16 protein-coding genes are annotated in these 14,591 nt (G+C 52.4%); 10 read left to right on the forward strand and 6 right to left on the reverse strand.

Annotated features, from left to right (window positions below):
• The first annotated feature begins 60 nt into the window (after nucleotides 1-60).
• The 7 genes from PsAD37_RS25525 to PsAD37_RS25555 all read left to right on the forward strand — a co-directional run bounded on the left by PsAD37_RS25525 (nucleotide 61) and on the right by PsAD37_RS25555 (nucleotide 5,850).
• Nucleotides 61-471 carry a hypothetical protein gene (locus tag PsAD37_RS25525; protein ID WP_063298477.1) on the forward strand — a complete coding sequence of 137 codons (411 nt, stop codon included), beginning with the start codon at nucleotides 61-63 and terminating at the stop codon, nucleotides 469-471.
• A gap of 141 nt (nucleotides 472-612) precedes the next feature.
• Nucleotides 613-1,803: a phosphoglycerate kinase gene (gene pgk, locus PsAD37_RS25530; protein ID WP_063298478.1), complete on the forward strand. Its 1,191-nt coding sequence runs from the start codon at nucleotides 613-615 to the stop codon at nucleotides 1,801-1,803.
• A gap of 213 nt (nucleotides 1,804-2,016) precedes the next feature.
• A complete protein-coding gene (locus PsAD37_RS25535) occupies nucleotides 2,017-2,658 on the forward strand; it encodes a thiamine phosphate synthase (RefSeq protein WP_063291524.1) in 642 nt (213 codons plus the stop codon).
• Between the two features lie 4 nt (nucleotides 2,659-2,662).
• Nucleotides 2,663-3,745, forward strand: coding sequence for a tetratricopeptide repeat protein (locus PsAD37_RS25540; RefSeq protein ID WP_208992087.1), 1,083 nt, complete (start codon nucleotides 2,663-2,665; stop codon nucleotides 3,743-3,745).
• Between the two features lie 177 nt (nucleotides 3,746-3,922).
• The gene (locus PsAD37_RS28975; protein WP_208980557.1) at nucleotides 3,923-4,135 is read left to right on the forward strand and encodes a hypothetical protein; all 213 of its coding nucleotides are present in this window, start codon (nucleotides 3,923-3,925) and stop codon (nucleotides 4,133-4,135) included.
• A gap of 285 nt (nucleotides 4,136-4,420) precedes the next feature.
• Nucleotides 4,421-4,987: an elongation factor P gene (efp, locus tag PsAD37_RS25550; protein WP_057462058.1), complete on the forward strand. Its 567-nt coding sequence runs from the start codon at nucleotides 4,421-4,423 to the stop codon at nucleotides 4,985-4,987.
• A 68-nt stretch (nucleotides 4,988-5,055) separates the two neighbouring features.
• Entirely contained in the window at nucleotides 5,056-5,850 is a 795-nt protein-coding gene (locus tag PsAD37_RS25555) for an inositol monophosphatase family protein (protein ID WP_057461997.1), read from the forward strand.
• Between the two features lie 130 nt (nucleotides 5,851-5,980).
• Here PsAD37_RS25555 and PsAD37_RS25560 read toward each other — a convergent pair whose 3' ends face one another.
• The 4 genes from PsAD37_RS25560 to PsAD37_RS29560 form a co-directional block, all read right to left on the reverse strand.
• Entirely contained in the window at nucleotides 5,981-8,500 is a 2,520-nt protein-coding gene (locus PsAD37_RS25560) for a hypothetical protein (protein ID WP_208992088.1), read from the reverse strand.
• 22 nt (nucleotides 8,501-8,522) lie between these two features.
• The gene (locus PsAD37_RS25565; protein ID WP_208985877.1) at nucleotides 8,523-8,972 is read right to left on the reverse strand and encodes a hypothetical protein; all 450 of its coding nucleotides are present in this window, start codon (nucleotides 8,970-8,972) and stop codon (nucleotides 8,523-8,525) included.
• Between the two features lie 246 nt (nucleotides 8,973-9,218).
• Nucleotides 9,219-9,635, reverse strand: coding sequence for an SAM-dependent methyltransferase (locus PsAD37_RS25570; RefSeq protein WP_063298480.1), 417 nt, complete (start codon nucleotides 9,633-9,635; stop codon nucleotides 9,219-9,221).
• Between the two features lie 10 nt (nucleotides 9,636-9,645).
• Nucleotides 9,646-10,368: a DMT family transporter gene (locus PsAD37_RS29560; RefSeq protein ID WP_342633604.1), complete on the reverse strand. Its 723-nt coding sequence runs from the start codon at nucleotides 10,366-10,368 to the stop codon at nucleotides 9,646-9,648.
• A 261-nt stretch (nucleotides 10,369-10,629) separates the two neighbouring features.
• On the opposite strand from PsAD37_RS29560, the gene PsAD37_RS25580 reads away from it, so the two are divergent.
• The gene (locus tag PsAD37_RS25580; protein ID WP_063298481.1) at nucleotides 10,630-11,226 is read left to right on the forward strand and encodes a TetR/AcrR family transcriptional regulator; all 597 of its coding nucleotides are present in this window, start codon (nucleotides 10,630-10,632) and stop codon (nucleotides 11,224-11,226) included.
• Nucleotides 11,227-11,360: 134 nt separating this feature from the next.
• Entirely contained in the window at nucleotides 11,361-11,885 is a 525-nt protein-coding gene (locus tag PsAD37_RS25585; RefSeq protein WP_063298482.1) for a DUF2938 domain-containing protein, read from the forward strand.
• Between the two features lie 90 nt (nucleotides 11,886-11,975).
• Here PsAD37_RS25585 and PsAD37_RS25590 read toward each other — a convergent pair whose 3' ends face one another.
• Nucleotides 11,976-12,443: a MarR family winged helix-turn-helix transcriptional regulator gene (locus PsAD37_RS25590; protein ID WP_063298483.1), complete on the reverse strand. Its 468-nt coding sequence runs from the start codon at nucleotides 12,441-12,443 to the stop codon at nucleotides 11,976-11,978.
• Nucleotides 12,436-13,542 carry a hypothetical protein gene (locus PsAD37_RS25595; RefSeq protein ID WP_063298484.1) on the reverse strand — a complete coding sequence of 369 codons (1,107 nt, stop codon included), beginning with the start codon at nucleotides 13,540-13,542 and terminating at the stop codon, nucleotides 12,436-12,438. The genes PsAD37_RS25590 and PsAD37_RS25595 overlap by 8 nt, the downstream gene beginning before the upstream one ends.
• 233 nt (nucleotides 13,543-13,775) lie before the next feature.
• Here PsAD37_RS25595 and PsAD37_RS25600 point away from each other — a divergent pair, with 233 nt between their 5' ends.
• Nucleotides 13,776-14,546: a metallophosphoesterase family protein gene (locus tag PsAD37_RS25600; protein WP_063298485.1), complete on the forward strand. Its 771-nt coding sequence runs from the start codon at nucleotides 13,776-13,778 to the stop codon at nucleotides 14,544-14,546.
• The last annotated feature ends 45 nt before the right edge of the window (nucleotides 14,547-14,591 follow it).

Below are 14,591 nucleotides of genomic sequence, written 5' to 3' on the forward strand. Positions count from 1 at the left end.
TGATAGAGGCAGCTTTGCAAAGCTGCCTCTGTTCATTGCTCAAGATGCGGATGCTTCAAAATGCGGTTTATAGGTCTTTGGATAGTTCTTTTAGGCTTTCTGGTTGGATGTGCTTCTGCACCTTATGGCACTAAAGGAAACCCAAAGCTTCTTGTCTTCGAAGACGTAGACTATAAACCTGAAGGAGCTCCGATTATTTTCAAGGCTTATCGAGAAGCTGCTGAGACTTGTTGGACCGGGCCGAGTGGAAAATTCCCAGAGTATGTTGTCAATAAAAAGAAGACAAAAGTCAGCGAATACGGGAATTTAGAAATTACTTTTGACTATCGAGACCAGCCAGATAAAGAAGCGCTGACAATCAGAGTCTTTGCCAGCACGCGTCTTGTTCAGGGATGGGGTCCAGAAGTTAAAGGACCACTCGGGAAATATATCGGGAAAATAGGGAAGCGTGTCAGCAATCTGTGTGGTTAGTCGCCAAACAACTATTGCTATATCTTCTTGCCATTTTTCACGCTTGCTCAACCCGATTTTGTGGGTTCCATAGTCCAAGTTACAGCCTCTGGCAGTGTTTTTGATAACTGATCTGATTTCAGATCAAGAGAGAACACAAACATGTCTTTCAAAACTCTTAGCGATGCCGAACTTTCCGGCAAACGTGTTCTGGTCCGCGTAGACCTCAACGTCCCGATGAAGGATGGCATCGTTACCGACGCCACCCGTATTGAGCGTGTCCTGCCAACCATCCGCGAAATCTCCGAGGCTGGCGGCAAAGTCATCCTTCTCGCACACTTTGGCCGTCCAAAAGGCCAGGTCGTTGCAGAGATGAGCCTCGCGCCTGTTGCTGGCCCTGTTGCAGACCTGCTTGGCAAACCAGTTGCTTTCGCTACAGACTGCACCGGTGACGTAGCCAAAGCCGCCGTTGATGCAATGGCTGACGGCGACGTTCTGCTTCTGGAAAACACCCGCTTCTATGCTGGTGAAGAAAAGAACGATCCAGAATTTGCAAAGGCACTGGCTGCAAACGGCGATCTGTATGTAAACGATGCATTCTCAGCAGCACACCGCGCGCACGGTTCCACCGAAGGCATTGCAAAGCTGCTTCCTGCATTCGCAGGCCGTACCATGCAGGCAGAGCTGGAAGCGCTCGGTTCCGCACTTTCCACGCCTGAGCGTCCGGTTCTGGCAGTTGTTGGCGGCGCAAAGGTTTCCTCCAAGATCGACCTGCTCGAAAACCTCGTGTCTAAAGTAGACATCCTGGTCATCGGCGGCGGTATGGCGAACACCTTCCTTGCGGCTAAAGGCGTGAACGTCGGTAAATCCCTGTGTGAGCACGATCTGGCTGACACAGCAATCCGCATCATGGCGGCAGCTGAAAAAGCAAACTGCGAAATCGTTCTGCCAACAGATGCTGTTGTTGCATGGGAATTTGCAGCCAACACCAAGAACGAAACTGTTGCTCTCGATGTAATCCCTGCAGACGCAATGATGCTCGACGTTGGCGCAGCTTCTATCGAAGTTGTGAAAGCAAAAATCGACACCGCGAAGACCCTCGTTTGGAACGGTCCTCTCGGCGCATTCGAAATCGCACCATTCGACAAGGCAACTGTTGCAGCAGCACAGCATGCAGCAGCACGCACCAAAGAAGGCAAGCTGAAAACTGTTGCTGGTGGCGGCGACACCGTTGCAGCCCTCAACCACGCAAAAGCAAGTGAAGATTTCTCTTACATCTCCACTGCTGGCGGTGCGTTCCTTGAGTGGCTGGAAGGCAAAGCACTACCTGGCGTTGTTGCTTTGGAAGCATAAGACAGTTAGTTCTTACATTATTCTGGATTGAGGGGCCTTTTTGGTCCCTCTTTTCGTTTTATTCTCGCTTTTGCCTAGAATTTGACACAGCCTCTTGAAAAAGAGATCAAGACGCTGTTTAGAACTTATCCCAATGAATGGGCCAGAGGCTTGACGTAGGTTACACTACCGCCATGATCTCTTTTTACTGGAATTTTATCAGGAGCAACCTCAGTGCATCCGCGTCTGTATCTTGTCACACCGCCAACCTTTGACCTCGACGAATTCGAAGGACAACTCAATCAAGCTTTGGAAGGTGGCGACATTGCGAGCCTGCTGATCTCCATGCCGGACGCAAACGAAAGCGACCTGCAGGCGGCTGCAAAGCGTCTGGTGCCACTGGCACAGGCCAAAGAAGTTGCTGTTCTGATTGAAAACAACACCCAGATCATGGGTCGCTCCGGCGCAGATGGCCTGCACGTTTCCGGTTCTGATAAAGATCTGGAAGAAGCCATGCAGTCCTTCTCGGAAGATCGCATCATCGGGCACGCTGGCATCAAAACACGCCACGAAGCAATGACTGTTGCTTCTATGGGCGTCGATTACATGTTCTTCGGCCTGCTTTCACTCAATCAGGAAGAAGAGCCACATCGCAAATCACTGGACTACGGGCACTGGTGGTCTGAAGTGTTCGAAACGCCATGTGTCATCCTGGCGGGCACCTCAGTTTCCTCAGTTGACACCGCAGCCCAAACTGGCGCTGAATTCGTAGCAGTACGTGAAGCTGTCTGGAATCACCCTGAAGGGCCAAAAGCAGCTGTTGAGCAGGCCAATGCAATCCTCTCAACACACACACTGGCGGAAGCTGAGGACTGATATCTTGAAGTTGTCTGGTTCTATCAAACTCGTAACTGTCGCAGCTGTGACCGGTCTGCTCGGCTTACAGGGCATGGCTGTTGCACAAACAACTCCGAGCGGTGGAACCACACCTCAAGGCGCAAGAACTGTTGATCCGTATAATCCAAACGGATCAATCCTGCTGCCCTCTCCTCTCTCAAAAGCACCATTCATTCCGCAGGTTTCTCCAACGCCGGAGACCATAAAAGGCGATCCGGCCTATGGTGCATTCCAGCGCGGGTGGTATCTGACAGCTCTGGCACTGGCAACCCGTCAGGCAGAAGCTGGCATCACCAGCTCCAAGACGCTGCTCGGTGTGCTTTACGAATCCGGCAGAGGTGTCCCTCAGGATCTGCCATTGGCCGCAAGCTGGTATGAGCTCGCCTCAAATGATGGCGATCCGCAGGCAGCATTGCGCCTCGGCCTGCTCTATCTGGCTGGTGCTGGCACAACAGCTGACAAGGACAAGGCAGCCCAGCAACTGGAAAAAGCTGCTACTGCCAATATTCCCGAAGCACTCTACAACCTCGCCCTCCTTCATCAGGAAGGCAAAGTCCGCCCGAATGATCCCAAGCAGATCAAAGACCTGCTGGAACGCGCATCAGAAACCGGTGATGCCGACGCTATGCTGGAACTTGGCATCTACCTAAAGGACGGCCCGGAAGAAATCCGCAACCCTCTCCGCGCTGCCTTCTGGATGGGCCGCGCCGCCCGTCGTGGACTAGTTCCTGCGCAGATTTACTACGCAACCCTACTGTTTAAGGGCGAAGGCCTCGTCCCGAATGAGACTGAAGCGGCAGACTGGTTCGAGCGCGCAGCAACCAAAGGCAACCCAATCGCCATGAACCGCCTCGCCCGCATCTACGCCAATGGCCGTGGTCGACCGGTTGATCTGATTGAAGCCTCTGCCTGGCAGTTCCACGCAAGCCGTCAAGGCATTCTGGATAGCGAGTTGGAAGCGATTTCCAATTCTCTTTCTCTGGAACAACAAGAGCAAGCTAGCAAACGCGCAGCAGCAATCGGAATTAAGATTGGTGCATCTCCAGTACTCCAATCAACCCAATAAATCTCAACTGCAGTTATTTTGACGATAAACCTATGAGTTTTTGTGTAAAATTATCAAAATATACAGTATAGGAAACAAATATACTCCAGCACACATCACTTCAACTCACAAACACTCAGCTTCGCGCAACGTCAGACGATTAATTTACTCAAGTCTTTTAATCGAAAAAGAAAACCCATGAAGCAAATAAGTATATTCATCAGTCGCTTGGCGCTAGCCTTAGGAATTGGTGTAATTTCATTTCTGACATTTGGAGAAATGGTCAGAACTGGCTTACTTGATATTGGCGCTACCACCGCAATAGCTGGGCTAGGCAAGGTGGCGACTTTCGTTCTCAGCGTCGTCTTTGTTGAACAGATTACCAAGCGCAGAAGCGATAAAAAGCCCTAAGGTTGTCCGCACTAACCTTGTGGATATGCACCGGAATGTAGGTTCACGGTGAGCATCCGCTCTTTTTCCTTGAAAATCGCGCGAAATTATGTTGCACAGACCTCCAGACAGGCTGCGATCCTAGGCCCAGCGCCAATCCGTGCCAGCCTTTGCTAAAGCATATCCCTGACAAGGACCAACCGGACCTCAGATCAGGATACGCATGAAAACAAAAGTTAAGAATGTGGCGCGTCAATCCAAGTGAACGCGACATACTCTGAACTTATCAAACTGATTGGTAGTTCTATGAAACTCAATGGCAACGAAATTAAGCCGGGCCACGTGCTTATGCACCAGGACACACTTTGGGCTGCGGTTAAAGTTCAGCACGTGAAGCCAGGCAAAGGCGGCGCATTCGCTCAGGTCGAAATGAAAAACCTGCTCGACGGTCGCAAACTGAACGAACGCTTCCGCGCAACTGAGTCCGTTGAGCGTGTTCGCCTTGAGCAGAAAGACTTCCAGTTCCTCTATGAAGAAGGCGACATGCTGGTATTCATGGATAACGAAACATATGAGCAGCTCGAACTCCAGAAGGAATTCGTTGGTGAGCGCGCAGCATTCCTGCAGGACGGCATGACCGTCACTGTTGAACTGCACGAAGAAAAGCCAATCGGCATTTCTCTCCCAACCCACGTCACTCTGGAAATCGTCGAAGCTGACGCAGTTGTAAAAGGCCAGACCCAGTCTTCCTCTTACAAACCAGCAGTTCTGGAAAACGGCGTACGTTGTATGGTGCCTCCATTCATCACCTCTGGTGAGAAGATCATTGTAGACACCGACTCTGTTGAATACGTTCGTCGCGCAGAGAAATAATCTTAAAGCAATAAAGATGAGGCAGCATACGGTTGCCTCATTACCCATTCAGGAACGGTGAATAAAAAATGGCACGTACGGCCCTTCTAAACGTAATGGTTCAGGCTGCGACAAAAGCTGGTCGCTCTCTGGCACGGGACTTCGGCGAAATTGAAAACCTGCAAGTATCCCGCAAGGGCCCAGGTGACTTTGTCTCCCAGGCAGATCACAAAGCAGAAAAAATCGTTCGTGAAGACCTTCAAAAAGCACGCCCGACCTACGGCCTGCTGATGGAAGAATCCGGCGAGATCGAAGGCACAGACGGTCAGCACCGCTGGATCGTTGACCCGCTCGACGGCACAACAAACTTCCTCCATGGTATTCCGATCTTTGGTGTTTCCATCGCTCTGGAACGCGCAGGTCAGATCGTAGCAGCCGTGATCTACAACCCGATCATGGATGAGCTCTACACTGCAGAAAAAGGCGCTGGCGCATTCTGTAATGACCGCCGTCTCCGCGTTGCAGCACGTAAAGACATGACTGACTGCCTGATCGGCACCGGCATTCCATTCATCGGCGTTGGCGACCATGGCCGCGCGCTGAAGGAAATCCGTCACGTGATGGGTGAGGTTGCAGGCATCCGCCGCGCTGGTGCAGCTGCACTGGATCTGGCATGGGTTGCCTCTGGTCGCCTCGATGCATTCTGGGAAAACGGTCTGCATCCTTGGGACATGGCAGCAGGCGTTCTGCTTGTGCGTGAAGCTGGTGGCTTCGTGTCCGATGCCAACGGCAAAGACGACATGTTCGAAACCCGCTCCATCATCGCAGGCAACGAATTCACACATCTTCAGATGCGTGAACTGCTGGCAAAAGCTAAAGCATAAGGCTTACAGCGCCCAAACCTAAGAATTCCAAAAGGCAGCTTGCTTCGGATCACTCCGGCAAGCTGCCTTTTTTGTTGTCCTCTGGAGCGTGTTCCGTTTGATTAGCTTCAATCAAACGACAACAACTCACCTACATCCGCACCTGAAACTTCTTCGCAAGCACCTTCACAGCGGCATCTTCGCTCAGGCTTGCAATGGCTTGAATTTGTGCAGGCTCATCGAAGAAGCACTTCATCACTACAATCGCTGGTGATTGATCCCAATGCGCTCTGTCCACATGTGAAATCTCTTGCATGAGCCGCTGATGGAACCGGTGCAGAGCAAACTTTGTGCTGTGCTTGGTCAGTGTATCAATCGCATGTCTCTTGATTTCCGCAACAACAGTGCTTCGCCGCGCAGAGCCCCCCTGCCCAGTCGTAATATTGTGCTTCCTTGCATATTTCTGCATGGCATGCTGATCACCCGCAATCACCTTCTGAAGCTGTTTGCTTTGATAATGATGCACGCCCCATCTGATCAACCGCGTGGCAACAAAGGCCACTGAGCCCAAAACAAACGCTCCGCCAATCGCAGCCCCAACGGGCCCAGCCGCAGCTGCAACGCCAGCCGCCGCAACGCCTCCAGTGGCCGTCGCAACAACACCCGCAACGCCGCCTACAGTCAGCGCAGCAAATCCAAGCCCGTCAACCGCAGACAAAACAGCCTTACCAATCTTGGTGTTTCGCGCCTTGGACTGATTGTTCGCGATGGTCTTTGTAATCATCGCCAGCTCCGCGTCCCGCGGTTGTGAAACCTTCCGCGACCCGTCCAGCCCTGAAACTGGCACTTCCTGTCGTTCCGCGAACAAGCGATGCAGAGCCTGGGCCTTTTTACCGGTCTGATGGTGCTTAAAAGCTTTGATAGCCGTGACACTGGCATCATAAGCCGACAGACCAACTGCAAGCACACCAACGCCTGCTCCAACAGTACCAGCGGCATAACCCAACCCGGTCGTAACCAGAGAAACCCCTTCAACATTTGAGGTCAAAGCTCTTTCCGCAATCGCCATGCCATCAGCAACCATGGCAAGCCCCCACACTTCTGCAGAGAAAATACTCACATGCATCTGTTTGTGGTAGTCATCTCGCATGGCCTTCGCCAGGTCAGCATTTTTGCCGTAATTGGCAACAAGCCCGGTCAGTGTTTTATGAGCCCGATCAGCCTCTCGCACTCTCTGCTTAAGTGCGCCCTCAAGATGATCCAGACCACCTTTCAAATGCGCGCTGTCACTGGTGGAACTCTCACCGTAATGCAGCGCCACTTCATTGCGCAAAGCGGTCAGACACTCAGTCTCTCCAGCAGTCCCCTTCTCAGCTTTGACGTAAGCCTCCAAAGCAGCAGTCGCACGCGGCGATAAATCCGGAAACACGCCGTGCAGGGCAACCCCAAGTCCATTCTGAGAAACCTTGCCTGCTTTGACCGCCTGAGCCAACGAATCCAACAATGTCAGAGGAGAACCACCGCCCTTCTGCACATCCTTGACCATGCGGGACAGCGCAGCCACTTCAGCAATGTCCTTTTGCGCCTCAATAAACTGGGCCCCTTCAGAGTGAAAGGTATCCAGCGCTGCATCTGCGGCCTTCATGCTGGTGTAAGCAGAGCGTGCAGAGATCAGACTCTGGATCGCCCCCAAAGCATAATAGAAGCTGGTGAACCCAAAGCGGCCATAGGCAACGCCGTCCGTAATCGGTATTTCACCACGGAAAATCTCCGCACGACCATTCACGGCTCCGTTGATCAACGGCGTGACATTGTGAGGGAACTTGCCCAGAACGTTCCTCACAAGCCCCTCTGTCTGTACGCCCTCAACAGCAGCTCCTCGTGCAGTCACACGGGAGGGATGATACCCGGCGTCCTTGTCCTGCCCACCCGCAATCTCAGAAAGCTGCTTGGTCCGGACTTCATTCCATTCGCTCTGGCTGGCACGCAGCTGCGACTGCGCCCTGCCACCACCAAGCGCACGATCAAGCGCGGGTTGTCTGTCCTCAATATGGCGCTGCAAATCTTCAACAACTGGACGCAGAACCCGCACAGTCTGCCGGTTCGGCGTCGCGCCTCGTGCAACCCTTTTGAAGTGATCGACCAGAGTTTGTTTGGTCTCAGCCTGTTCAGGGTCAGAGAACGACACAGCCCCCAACTGCTTATGAAGGTCTGCAGCCCGCTCTTTCGTCAGCAAGCTTGGGTCTTTTGCAAAGGCCTGCAGCTCCTGCAGCATCCGGTTCTCAGCACCTACACCAGCAACCTTGTCACCAAACCGGGCCGTCTGGCCCAGATAATCACGTTGAACAGGCTGAAGTTTAAGGCGAGCATCCAGCAGCGCTCGCTCCATGGAGGAGATACCTTGCCCTGCTTCTGACCGTGCATTTTGCCCGGACACGCCAGAAGCAGGAACACGCCGGGGCTGAAAACTTGCCAGAGAAACCCTGCTCTGCTGTTGAGGCGCCCGCCGCTCATGCCCACCAGCAACAGGCACTGCACAAAGCCGGTAAGGCATCCTCGCAGACTGAGTATTGGACCGCGCCCTTTCCGGTCTGGTCTCTGTCGACCCAGAAGCCAGACTGACATTCGAACTGGCCGTGCTGGCCTGCGTTGATATTCCGGTATTCCTCATAGTGGCGTCCCTCCCAAACCACTCAGACCAAAATATGCTCTGAGGACCACTGGCTTTCTGCGTCTCCGGCGTTGACCAGCGAATGGCGCAGCTGCAAAGCCTCACCAATAAAGCTCTTCAAAGCCTCCATCAGGTGTTCAACCGGATCAGTCATTTGCAAAAGGAGGTGTTGCCGCACAGCATAGCGCTGCTGGGCATCGAGTATCAGGCCACAGGACGTCAGTTGGCCCACACGAGCCAACAGGGTTTTCAGTTGAGGCAATTCCAGATCATTTTCTGGAAACACATCAGCTTCCAGCTGAACCTCATAGCGCCGTTCCTGAAACCGCGCCCAAATCATTGTCGTAAGATGATGTTCATCAGAGTGAAGGGCAACCTGCCCAGCTCCGTTCGGCGCCAGAGCAGGCAATTGAAGCTCCGCCGCCAAGCCATCAAATAGGTCTTGTAATTCCGTTTCCTGACATCGCTCCAAAATGCTCTCCCAAACAACTGCATGAAGCAAAAGCGAACAGGACAAGCCTAGAGAAGCAGTTGATGCACAAGTGTATCGAAGAGCACAACCACACCGCCAAGTTGATATTTTATTTCCCTACAATTCTAATCATTGAAATAAAATAACCCAAACTCAATGAACGGTGCTGAAAAGAAGCAACGTGTATGGATGCTCTCCTCACACGTTGCCTATCAGCCATGCGTAAACTCAAAGCAAAAGGTCTTCCTAAGGCTTTGGTCTTGCGGCTTCATGCAAAATTGCGGGTTTAATATCAAGCAGTTTGGTCTCGTTCAGGCAATCAAGACCCCGAACAGTAATCACACCATCTCCGATACTTAGAATTGGCAATTGAGAGACTGCAATAGGGTTGGGCCGATGAGGTGAGCGAAGCGCGAAACTCCCAATAAGGTCATCAGTTGAGTGCCTGCACCCTTTCTGCTGGATGAGAGATCTTTGCGTATTTTCGAACCAATACAGCAACATAATCGCCTGCCCCGGCTGAAGGCCCTTTAATCCTGCCCAATAGTCTTGTTTCAAGATGACTTTGCATTCTGGCCCTTCAGGCTGAATGTTGTTCGGGCAATCCTCAACATCAAAATACGGGGTTTCAATATGCCCGATATAGATAAGTTCTCCAGTCATACTATGCTCCTTAAACTTCTTCCCTGCCGGAAATCACTACGTAAATAAGGATCGTCACGACGATAATCGTGCCACCGATGAAGCTTTCCTGATGCGGTATCTCACCAAAAAAACCGAAGGCAAAAAGAGGGGCCAGCACCGTCTCTATCATCAGCAACATGCCAACCTCAGGCGCTGTGATATAGCGCGTCGCAACTTGAGAAAGGACACGACCAAATGGAGCGGTAAACAATCCCATCAAGCCCATAATGACCCATGTGTTCAGGCTGTAAGTAGACGGCGCAGCAAGAAAAAACATAGCCACCGCCAACAGGAAACCACCAACACCAACACTCGCCATGCGGCTGACACCTTGATACTTGCGCAAGAGTGTCTGGTTGAGAGACAAACACGTCACCGCCAGTCCTGCCAGTACATCCCCCATAAGAGTTCCGGACCCAAACGAACCGGAGACAACAATTGCAATTCCAATCATTATCGAAATGATAGAAATCCACGTTGTGCGTTTCGTCACCTCCCCAAGAAAAAGCCAGCTGAACGCAGCAGCTAATGCTGGTGAGATACTGAGGATAACAAAAGTGTTGGCGACCGATGTCAGCTTGATGCTCAGCACCAGCGAAGAAGCACTCCCCAGCATCAACAAGCCGGAAAACAAGACTGGCCATCCGCTCGCCCGCAACGCCCCAATCAACCCGCGCTCATCTCGCATCTGGATAAAGAATGGCATTGAGATAGCTGTAAAAAGCCCGAATAAGAATGCTGTATCAAACCCGAATACCGGATGAAGATCGGGTCAAAGCTCATCAACACAGCACCCAGCAGGGTGATAAGAATTCCGGATACTCTCAGATTTTTCTGGTCTAATGTGTACCCTGTTAGATAAGACCTGATGTATACCTTCAATAATCATACCGCTAAGTATGATTTATGCAAACACACGCGAATGTCAACAAAATCATACCATGTAGTATGATTTTGTTGTAAAGGGCAAAGTATGGGGAAGATCGAGCAAAACAAAGAGAAGAAGCGTCGTGCGATTCTGGAAGCAGCACAACACGTGTTTCTCTCAGAGGGCTATATACTGGCCAGCATGGACAAGATCGCTGATCAGGCTCAGGTCACAAAGCAAACGGTTTATCGCTACTTCTCCTCTAAAATCGACCTGTTTCAAGCAACCTTGATGCACATGGGATCCGATTCAGAAGACAACTTCTTCGATCATCTAAAAAAGCCTGACAGAAAGGATGCTCTGGAAGGTTTTGGTGTAAGTTTCATCCATGCGCACTTATCCAGCAACCACCTAAGCACATTCCGCTTGCTGGTGGCCGAGAGCGCAAAAGCACCCGAAATAACAAGCACCTTCTTCTCGGTCGGCCCCAATGAAACCGACACAACCCTCGCCGCGTTCTTTACCGACAGGTTGGGATTGGCTGAACCAGACACCGCCGTCCGGCTCTGGACGTCAATGCTGCTTGGCTTCAGAGACTGCGTCTTGATGGGAATGCCCCGCCCTTCTGATCAGCAGATAGAACAGCATGTTAAAGCCGCCACAGAGCTGCTGTTAGCCAACACGGCCAAGCAACAAGCCTAGGCAGCCCAAAGGCAAGATAACGAGCACTATTAACCTGAGAGAAATTATCCATTTAAATTTAGAGAATGCCCTTGACCTCAAGTCGACTTGAAGTGGCACTTTGCCGCCAACTCCTTATCAGGAAAGGCAAAGTCATGCACACAACAAGTCTTCTGATCAATGCTATACTGCTTGGCATTGGCGCAACAATTTTCATGGATCTGGTCGCTTGGGTGCGCCTGCGTTTTTTCGCGATCCCATCTCTGGATTACCGGCTGGTGGGTCGTTGGTTGCTGAGCATGCTGCGCGGGCAGTTCCAGCACCAAAACATCATGCAGAGCTCTCCGCAGCCGTTTGAACGCTCCACCGGATGGATCGCCCACTACGTCATCGGCGCTGTATTTGCGTTCTTTTTACTGGCTGTGACCGGGCCCACCTGGCTGCAAAACCCAACCATCCTGATGCCCCTCATAATCGGTCTGCTTTCAGTGGGCTTCCCCTTCTTCTTCATGCAACCAGCGTTCGGTTTTGGAATTGCTGCCTCCAAAACGCCAGCGCCAACAATCGCAAGAACGAGAAGTCTTATCGCCCATCTTTCATTCGGAGTAGGCCTTTACCTCACCGGACTGTGCCTCAGCCTACAGCGTATCGCCGAAAAGTGGGGACCGGTTTTCGGATAAAGATACGCAAAAACAATGGCTTAAGCAGTTCAGATGTTTCAACCTAAATGCGAACTGCTTTATTGCTGCTAACCGGAGCAACATCTGCTGCTACTTCTCCTCATCCCGCAGCTGATCAATCACAGCACGAAACTCACTGATGCCCGGCAACAGCGCAGAGACCTGCTCAGGTGGAAACCGCTCAGCCAGCTTTTGAAACAGCGGCTCCAGCTGCTGCACAGCATCATCACGAAACTGCCGCCCCTGCGGTGTCAACCACACCCGCTTGGAGCGCCCGTCATCCGGGTTGGGGCGCAGTTCCACAAAACCATGCTTTTCCAACCCGCCCAGCGTATGCGTCATGGTTGTTTTCGCAACTTGAAACGACCGGGCAAGCTCCAGCGGAGTGGCGCCATCAAACCCACGGCTCAAATGGCTGGTCACCCCAAAATGCGAAACCAGAAGACCCTTTGGCAGCCGCGCTTCCAAAAACGCGGAGCCAATCTGGTTTATAATCCCTGCCTCAACGAACATGGAAAAAAAAGGTGTCAGATCGCGGGACAGGGTATCGTCAGACATTCGCCACTCGTGTTTCCAAAGGCCAGCGCGGGCTGGGATCAATTTTGGGACCATACCCCAATCGCGCAAGCATTTGAACAGTCTCACCCGGACCTGCCAGCATTTCGTGCACTGCAGAATAATGCTCTGCCATTTCAGGAAACTCCTGCAGTGCCTGACTAACCGGCTGCATGGAAAGGCCCAATCCAGCAGCTGCCAGTTGCAACCTGATCCAGTCATACCCTGCTTTAATCTGATCGATCCGCAAGTTGCCCGGACTGGTAACCACCGCATATGCCTGTGTCGCGTTCATCGCATCCCGGATCATATTCCGTCCCTGCTGAAAGCTTGAGCTGGTCTGATCTGCCTGATCTTCGCGGCTTAACATCCCAGCCAGCATCAGGCTCTCCAAAAACGGACCACTTAGCGCAATGCCATCCGGGTTCGCTTCAATCTCAGCCTTACCAAACCGCATCAGATCAACGCTTTCCATCATCACACGTTGCGTTGTCAGCTCAACATCCATCGCCTCCCACGTCAGCTTCCGCAGGGCCGCAACCTCCGCCTTGTCGCTTTTGATCGTGGCATAGTCAGCCAAAACCGCCTGCGCTTCTGCTGAAACAGACACATCCTTATAAGCGTTACGATTGGTATGTCGATCAAAAACATATGCGAACAATGGATCCGGCTTGCCCCCCTTCGCAAAGTGAGCCGTTGCAACGGGCCCGCCTTCTCCCAGTGGAAACAACTCCGTCTGCACAGCGTATCCATCTTCCGCTGCAGCCATCCGCAACAACTCCAGAAAACACCCCATGCCAACGGTCAGCTGACGGTCAAACGGATCAGTCTCTGGCAAATTCAGTCTCTTGTCGCGGTAGATAACCAGCATATCGCTTCCACGCAATTCGGCCACCCAAGGCTGACGATTGTGAGGGTTCGGCGCAAGCAAGGCATAGGACAGCGCCTTCATCCGCGGCTCAGAGTAAGCGCCAGCGGTGTCCCAAGGAGCCAACGCCCGGGTTGGACGACGTGTCGCCAGAAATCCACCAGCTGAGGCAGTCGCTGCCACAACCACACCACCACCCATTAGGCCAATCATCTTGCGTCTGGAAAGCTTCATCGTTCAACTCCATTTAGTGCGATATCGAACTATAAACATACCGCTACACACAAAACAAGTGCGATATCGTACTATTTTGATCAAACCAGTTCTAACCACCCATCAATCAGAGCCTTTCCCACAGCCCCAAAGCCAACAAATTGAGGCTGTGGGTTTGCTCCTCATTTGTTTTCTTAAAGTAGATTGGACCACCAGTGACCGCGACACAGACAAGCATTTGGAACGGGACGACCATGCAAAACACCCATCCAACTCTTCCGCAAGGGAAACGCATTTATGCGACGGGAGACATTCACGGCAGGCTCGACCTGCTGGAAGTCATGGGCAAAGCCATTGAGAGTGACCTGAAAAACCGCCCGATCACGGACCCGATCTCAATCTTCCTTGGCGATTACATCGACCGCGGCCCGGACAGTCAGGGCGTCATTGATTTCCTTGTCGATCACCACCACCGCACCCCGCGCCAGATCTGTCTGAAAGGCAATCACGAAGCCTCGCTTCTGGAGTTTCTGCAAGACGCTGGCACGCTTTACCACTGGGAGGATCTGGGCGGCACCGAAACCCTGCTCTCCTACGGCCTTTCCATTCACGATCTCATGGGCTCAGCAGGCGCTGAAAGCGTGCAGACCATCTTCAAGGAAAACCTCTCCAAGCTGCACCAAACGTTCTTCGAATCCCTACCCCTCCACTACCAATGTGGAGATTACCTGTTCGTCCACGCCGGCATTCGCCCAGACGTTCCGCTGGAAGAACAACGCGCAGAAGAACTCATGTGGATCCGCGGTCCTTTCCTCAATTCGCAAGAGGACTTCGGCGTCTTCGTCGTCCACGGCCACACCCCGGTCGAACACATCGATCGCCGCTTCAATCGGCTCGACGTGGACACCGAAGCCTACGCCTCAGGCCGCCTCACCTGCGCGGTACTGGAAGGCACGGACATGAAGTTCATCACTGCCACCACCGACGGCTGGGAACTGTTCGACTTCATTCCCACACACAAGTAGTCCCCAAGCACAGCAAAGCACTGGCCTGCGGAAGGATGACAGTTC

The sequence above is a fragment of the Pseudovibrio sp. Ad37 genome, from assembly GCF_001623075.1.
In the GTDB taxonomy this organism is placed as follows: domain Bacteria; phylum Pseudomonadota; class Alphaproteobacteria; order Rhizobiales; family Stappiaceae; genus Pseudovibrio.

Coding starts and splice junctions, on each gene's coding strand:
- PsAD37_RS25525 (WP_063298477.1), top strand. CDS start 61: ATGCGGTTTATAGGTCTTTGGATAGTTCTTTTAGGCTTTCTGGTTGGA.
- pgk (WP_063298478.1), top strand. CDS start 613: ATGTCTTTCAAAACTCTTAGCGATGCCGAACTTTCCGGCAAACGTGTT.
- PsAD37_RS28975 (WP_208980557.1), top strand. CDS start 3,923: ATGAAGCAAATAAGTATATTCATCAGTCGCTTGGCGCTAGCCTTAGGA.
- efp (WP_057462058.1), top strand. CDS start 4,421: ATGAAACTCAATGGCAACGAAATTAAGCCGGGCCACGTGCTTATGCAC.
- PsAD37_RS25555 (WP_057461997.1), top strand. CDS start 5,056: ATGGCACGTACGGCCCTTCTAAACGTAATGGTTCAGGCTGCGACAAAA.
- PsAD37_RS25560 (WP_208992088.1), bottom strand. CDS start 8,500: ATGAGGAATACCGGAATATCAACGCAGGCCAGCACGGCCAGTTCGAAT.
- PsAD37_RS25570 (WP_063298480.1), bottom strand. CDS start 9,635: ATGACTGGAGAACTTATCTATATCGGGCATATTGAAACCCCGTATTTT.
- PsAD37_RS25580 (WP_063298481.1), top strand. CDS start 10,630: ATGGGGAAGATCGAGCAAAACAAAGAGAAGAAGCGTCGTGCGATTCTG.
- PsAD37_RS25585 (WP_063298482.1), top strand. CDS start 11,361: ATGCACACAACAAGTCTTCTGATCAATGCTATACTGCTTGGCATTGGC.
- PsAD37_RS25590 (WP_063298483.1), bottom strand. CDS start 12,443: ATGTCTGACGATACCCTGTCCCGCGATCTGACACCTTTTTTTTCCATG.
- PsAD37_RS25595 (WP_063298484.1), bottom strand. CDS start 13,542: ATGAAGCTTTCCAGACGCAAGATGATTGGCCTAATGGGTGGTGGTGTG.
- PsAD37_RS25600 (WP_063298485.1), top strand. CDS start 13,776: ATGCAAAACACCCATCCAACTCTTCCGCAAGGGAAACGCATTTATGCG.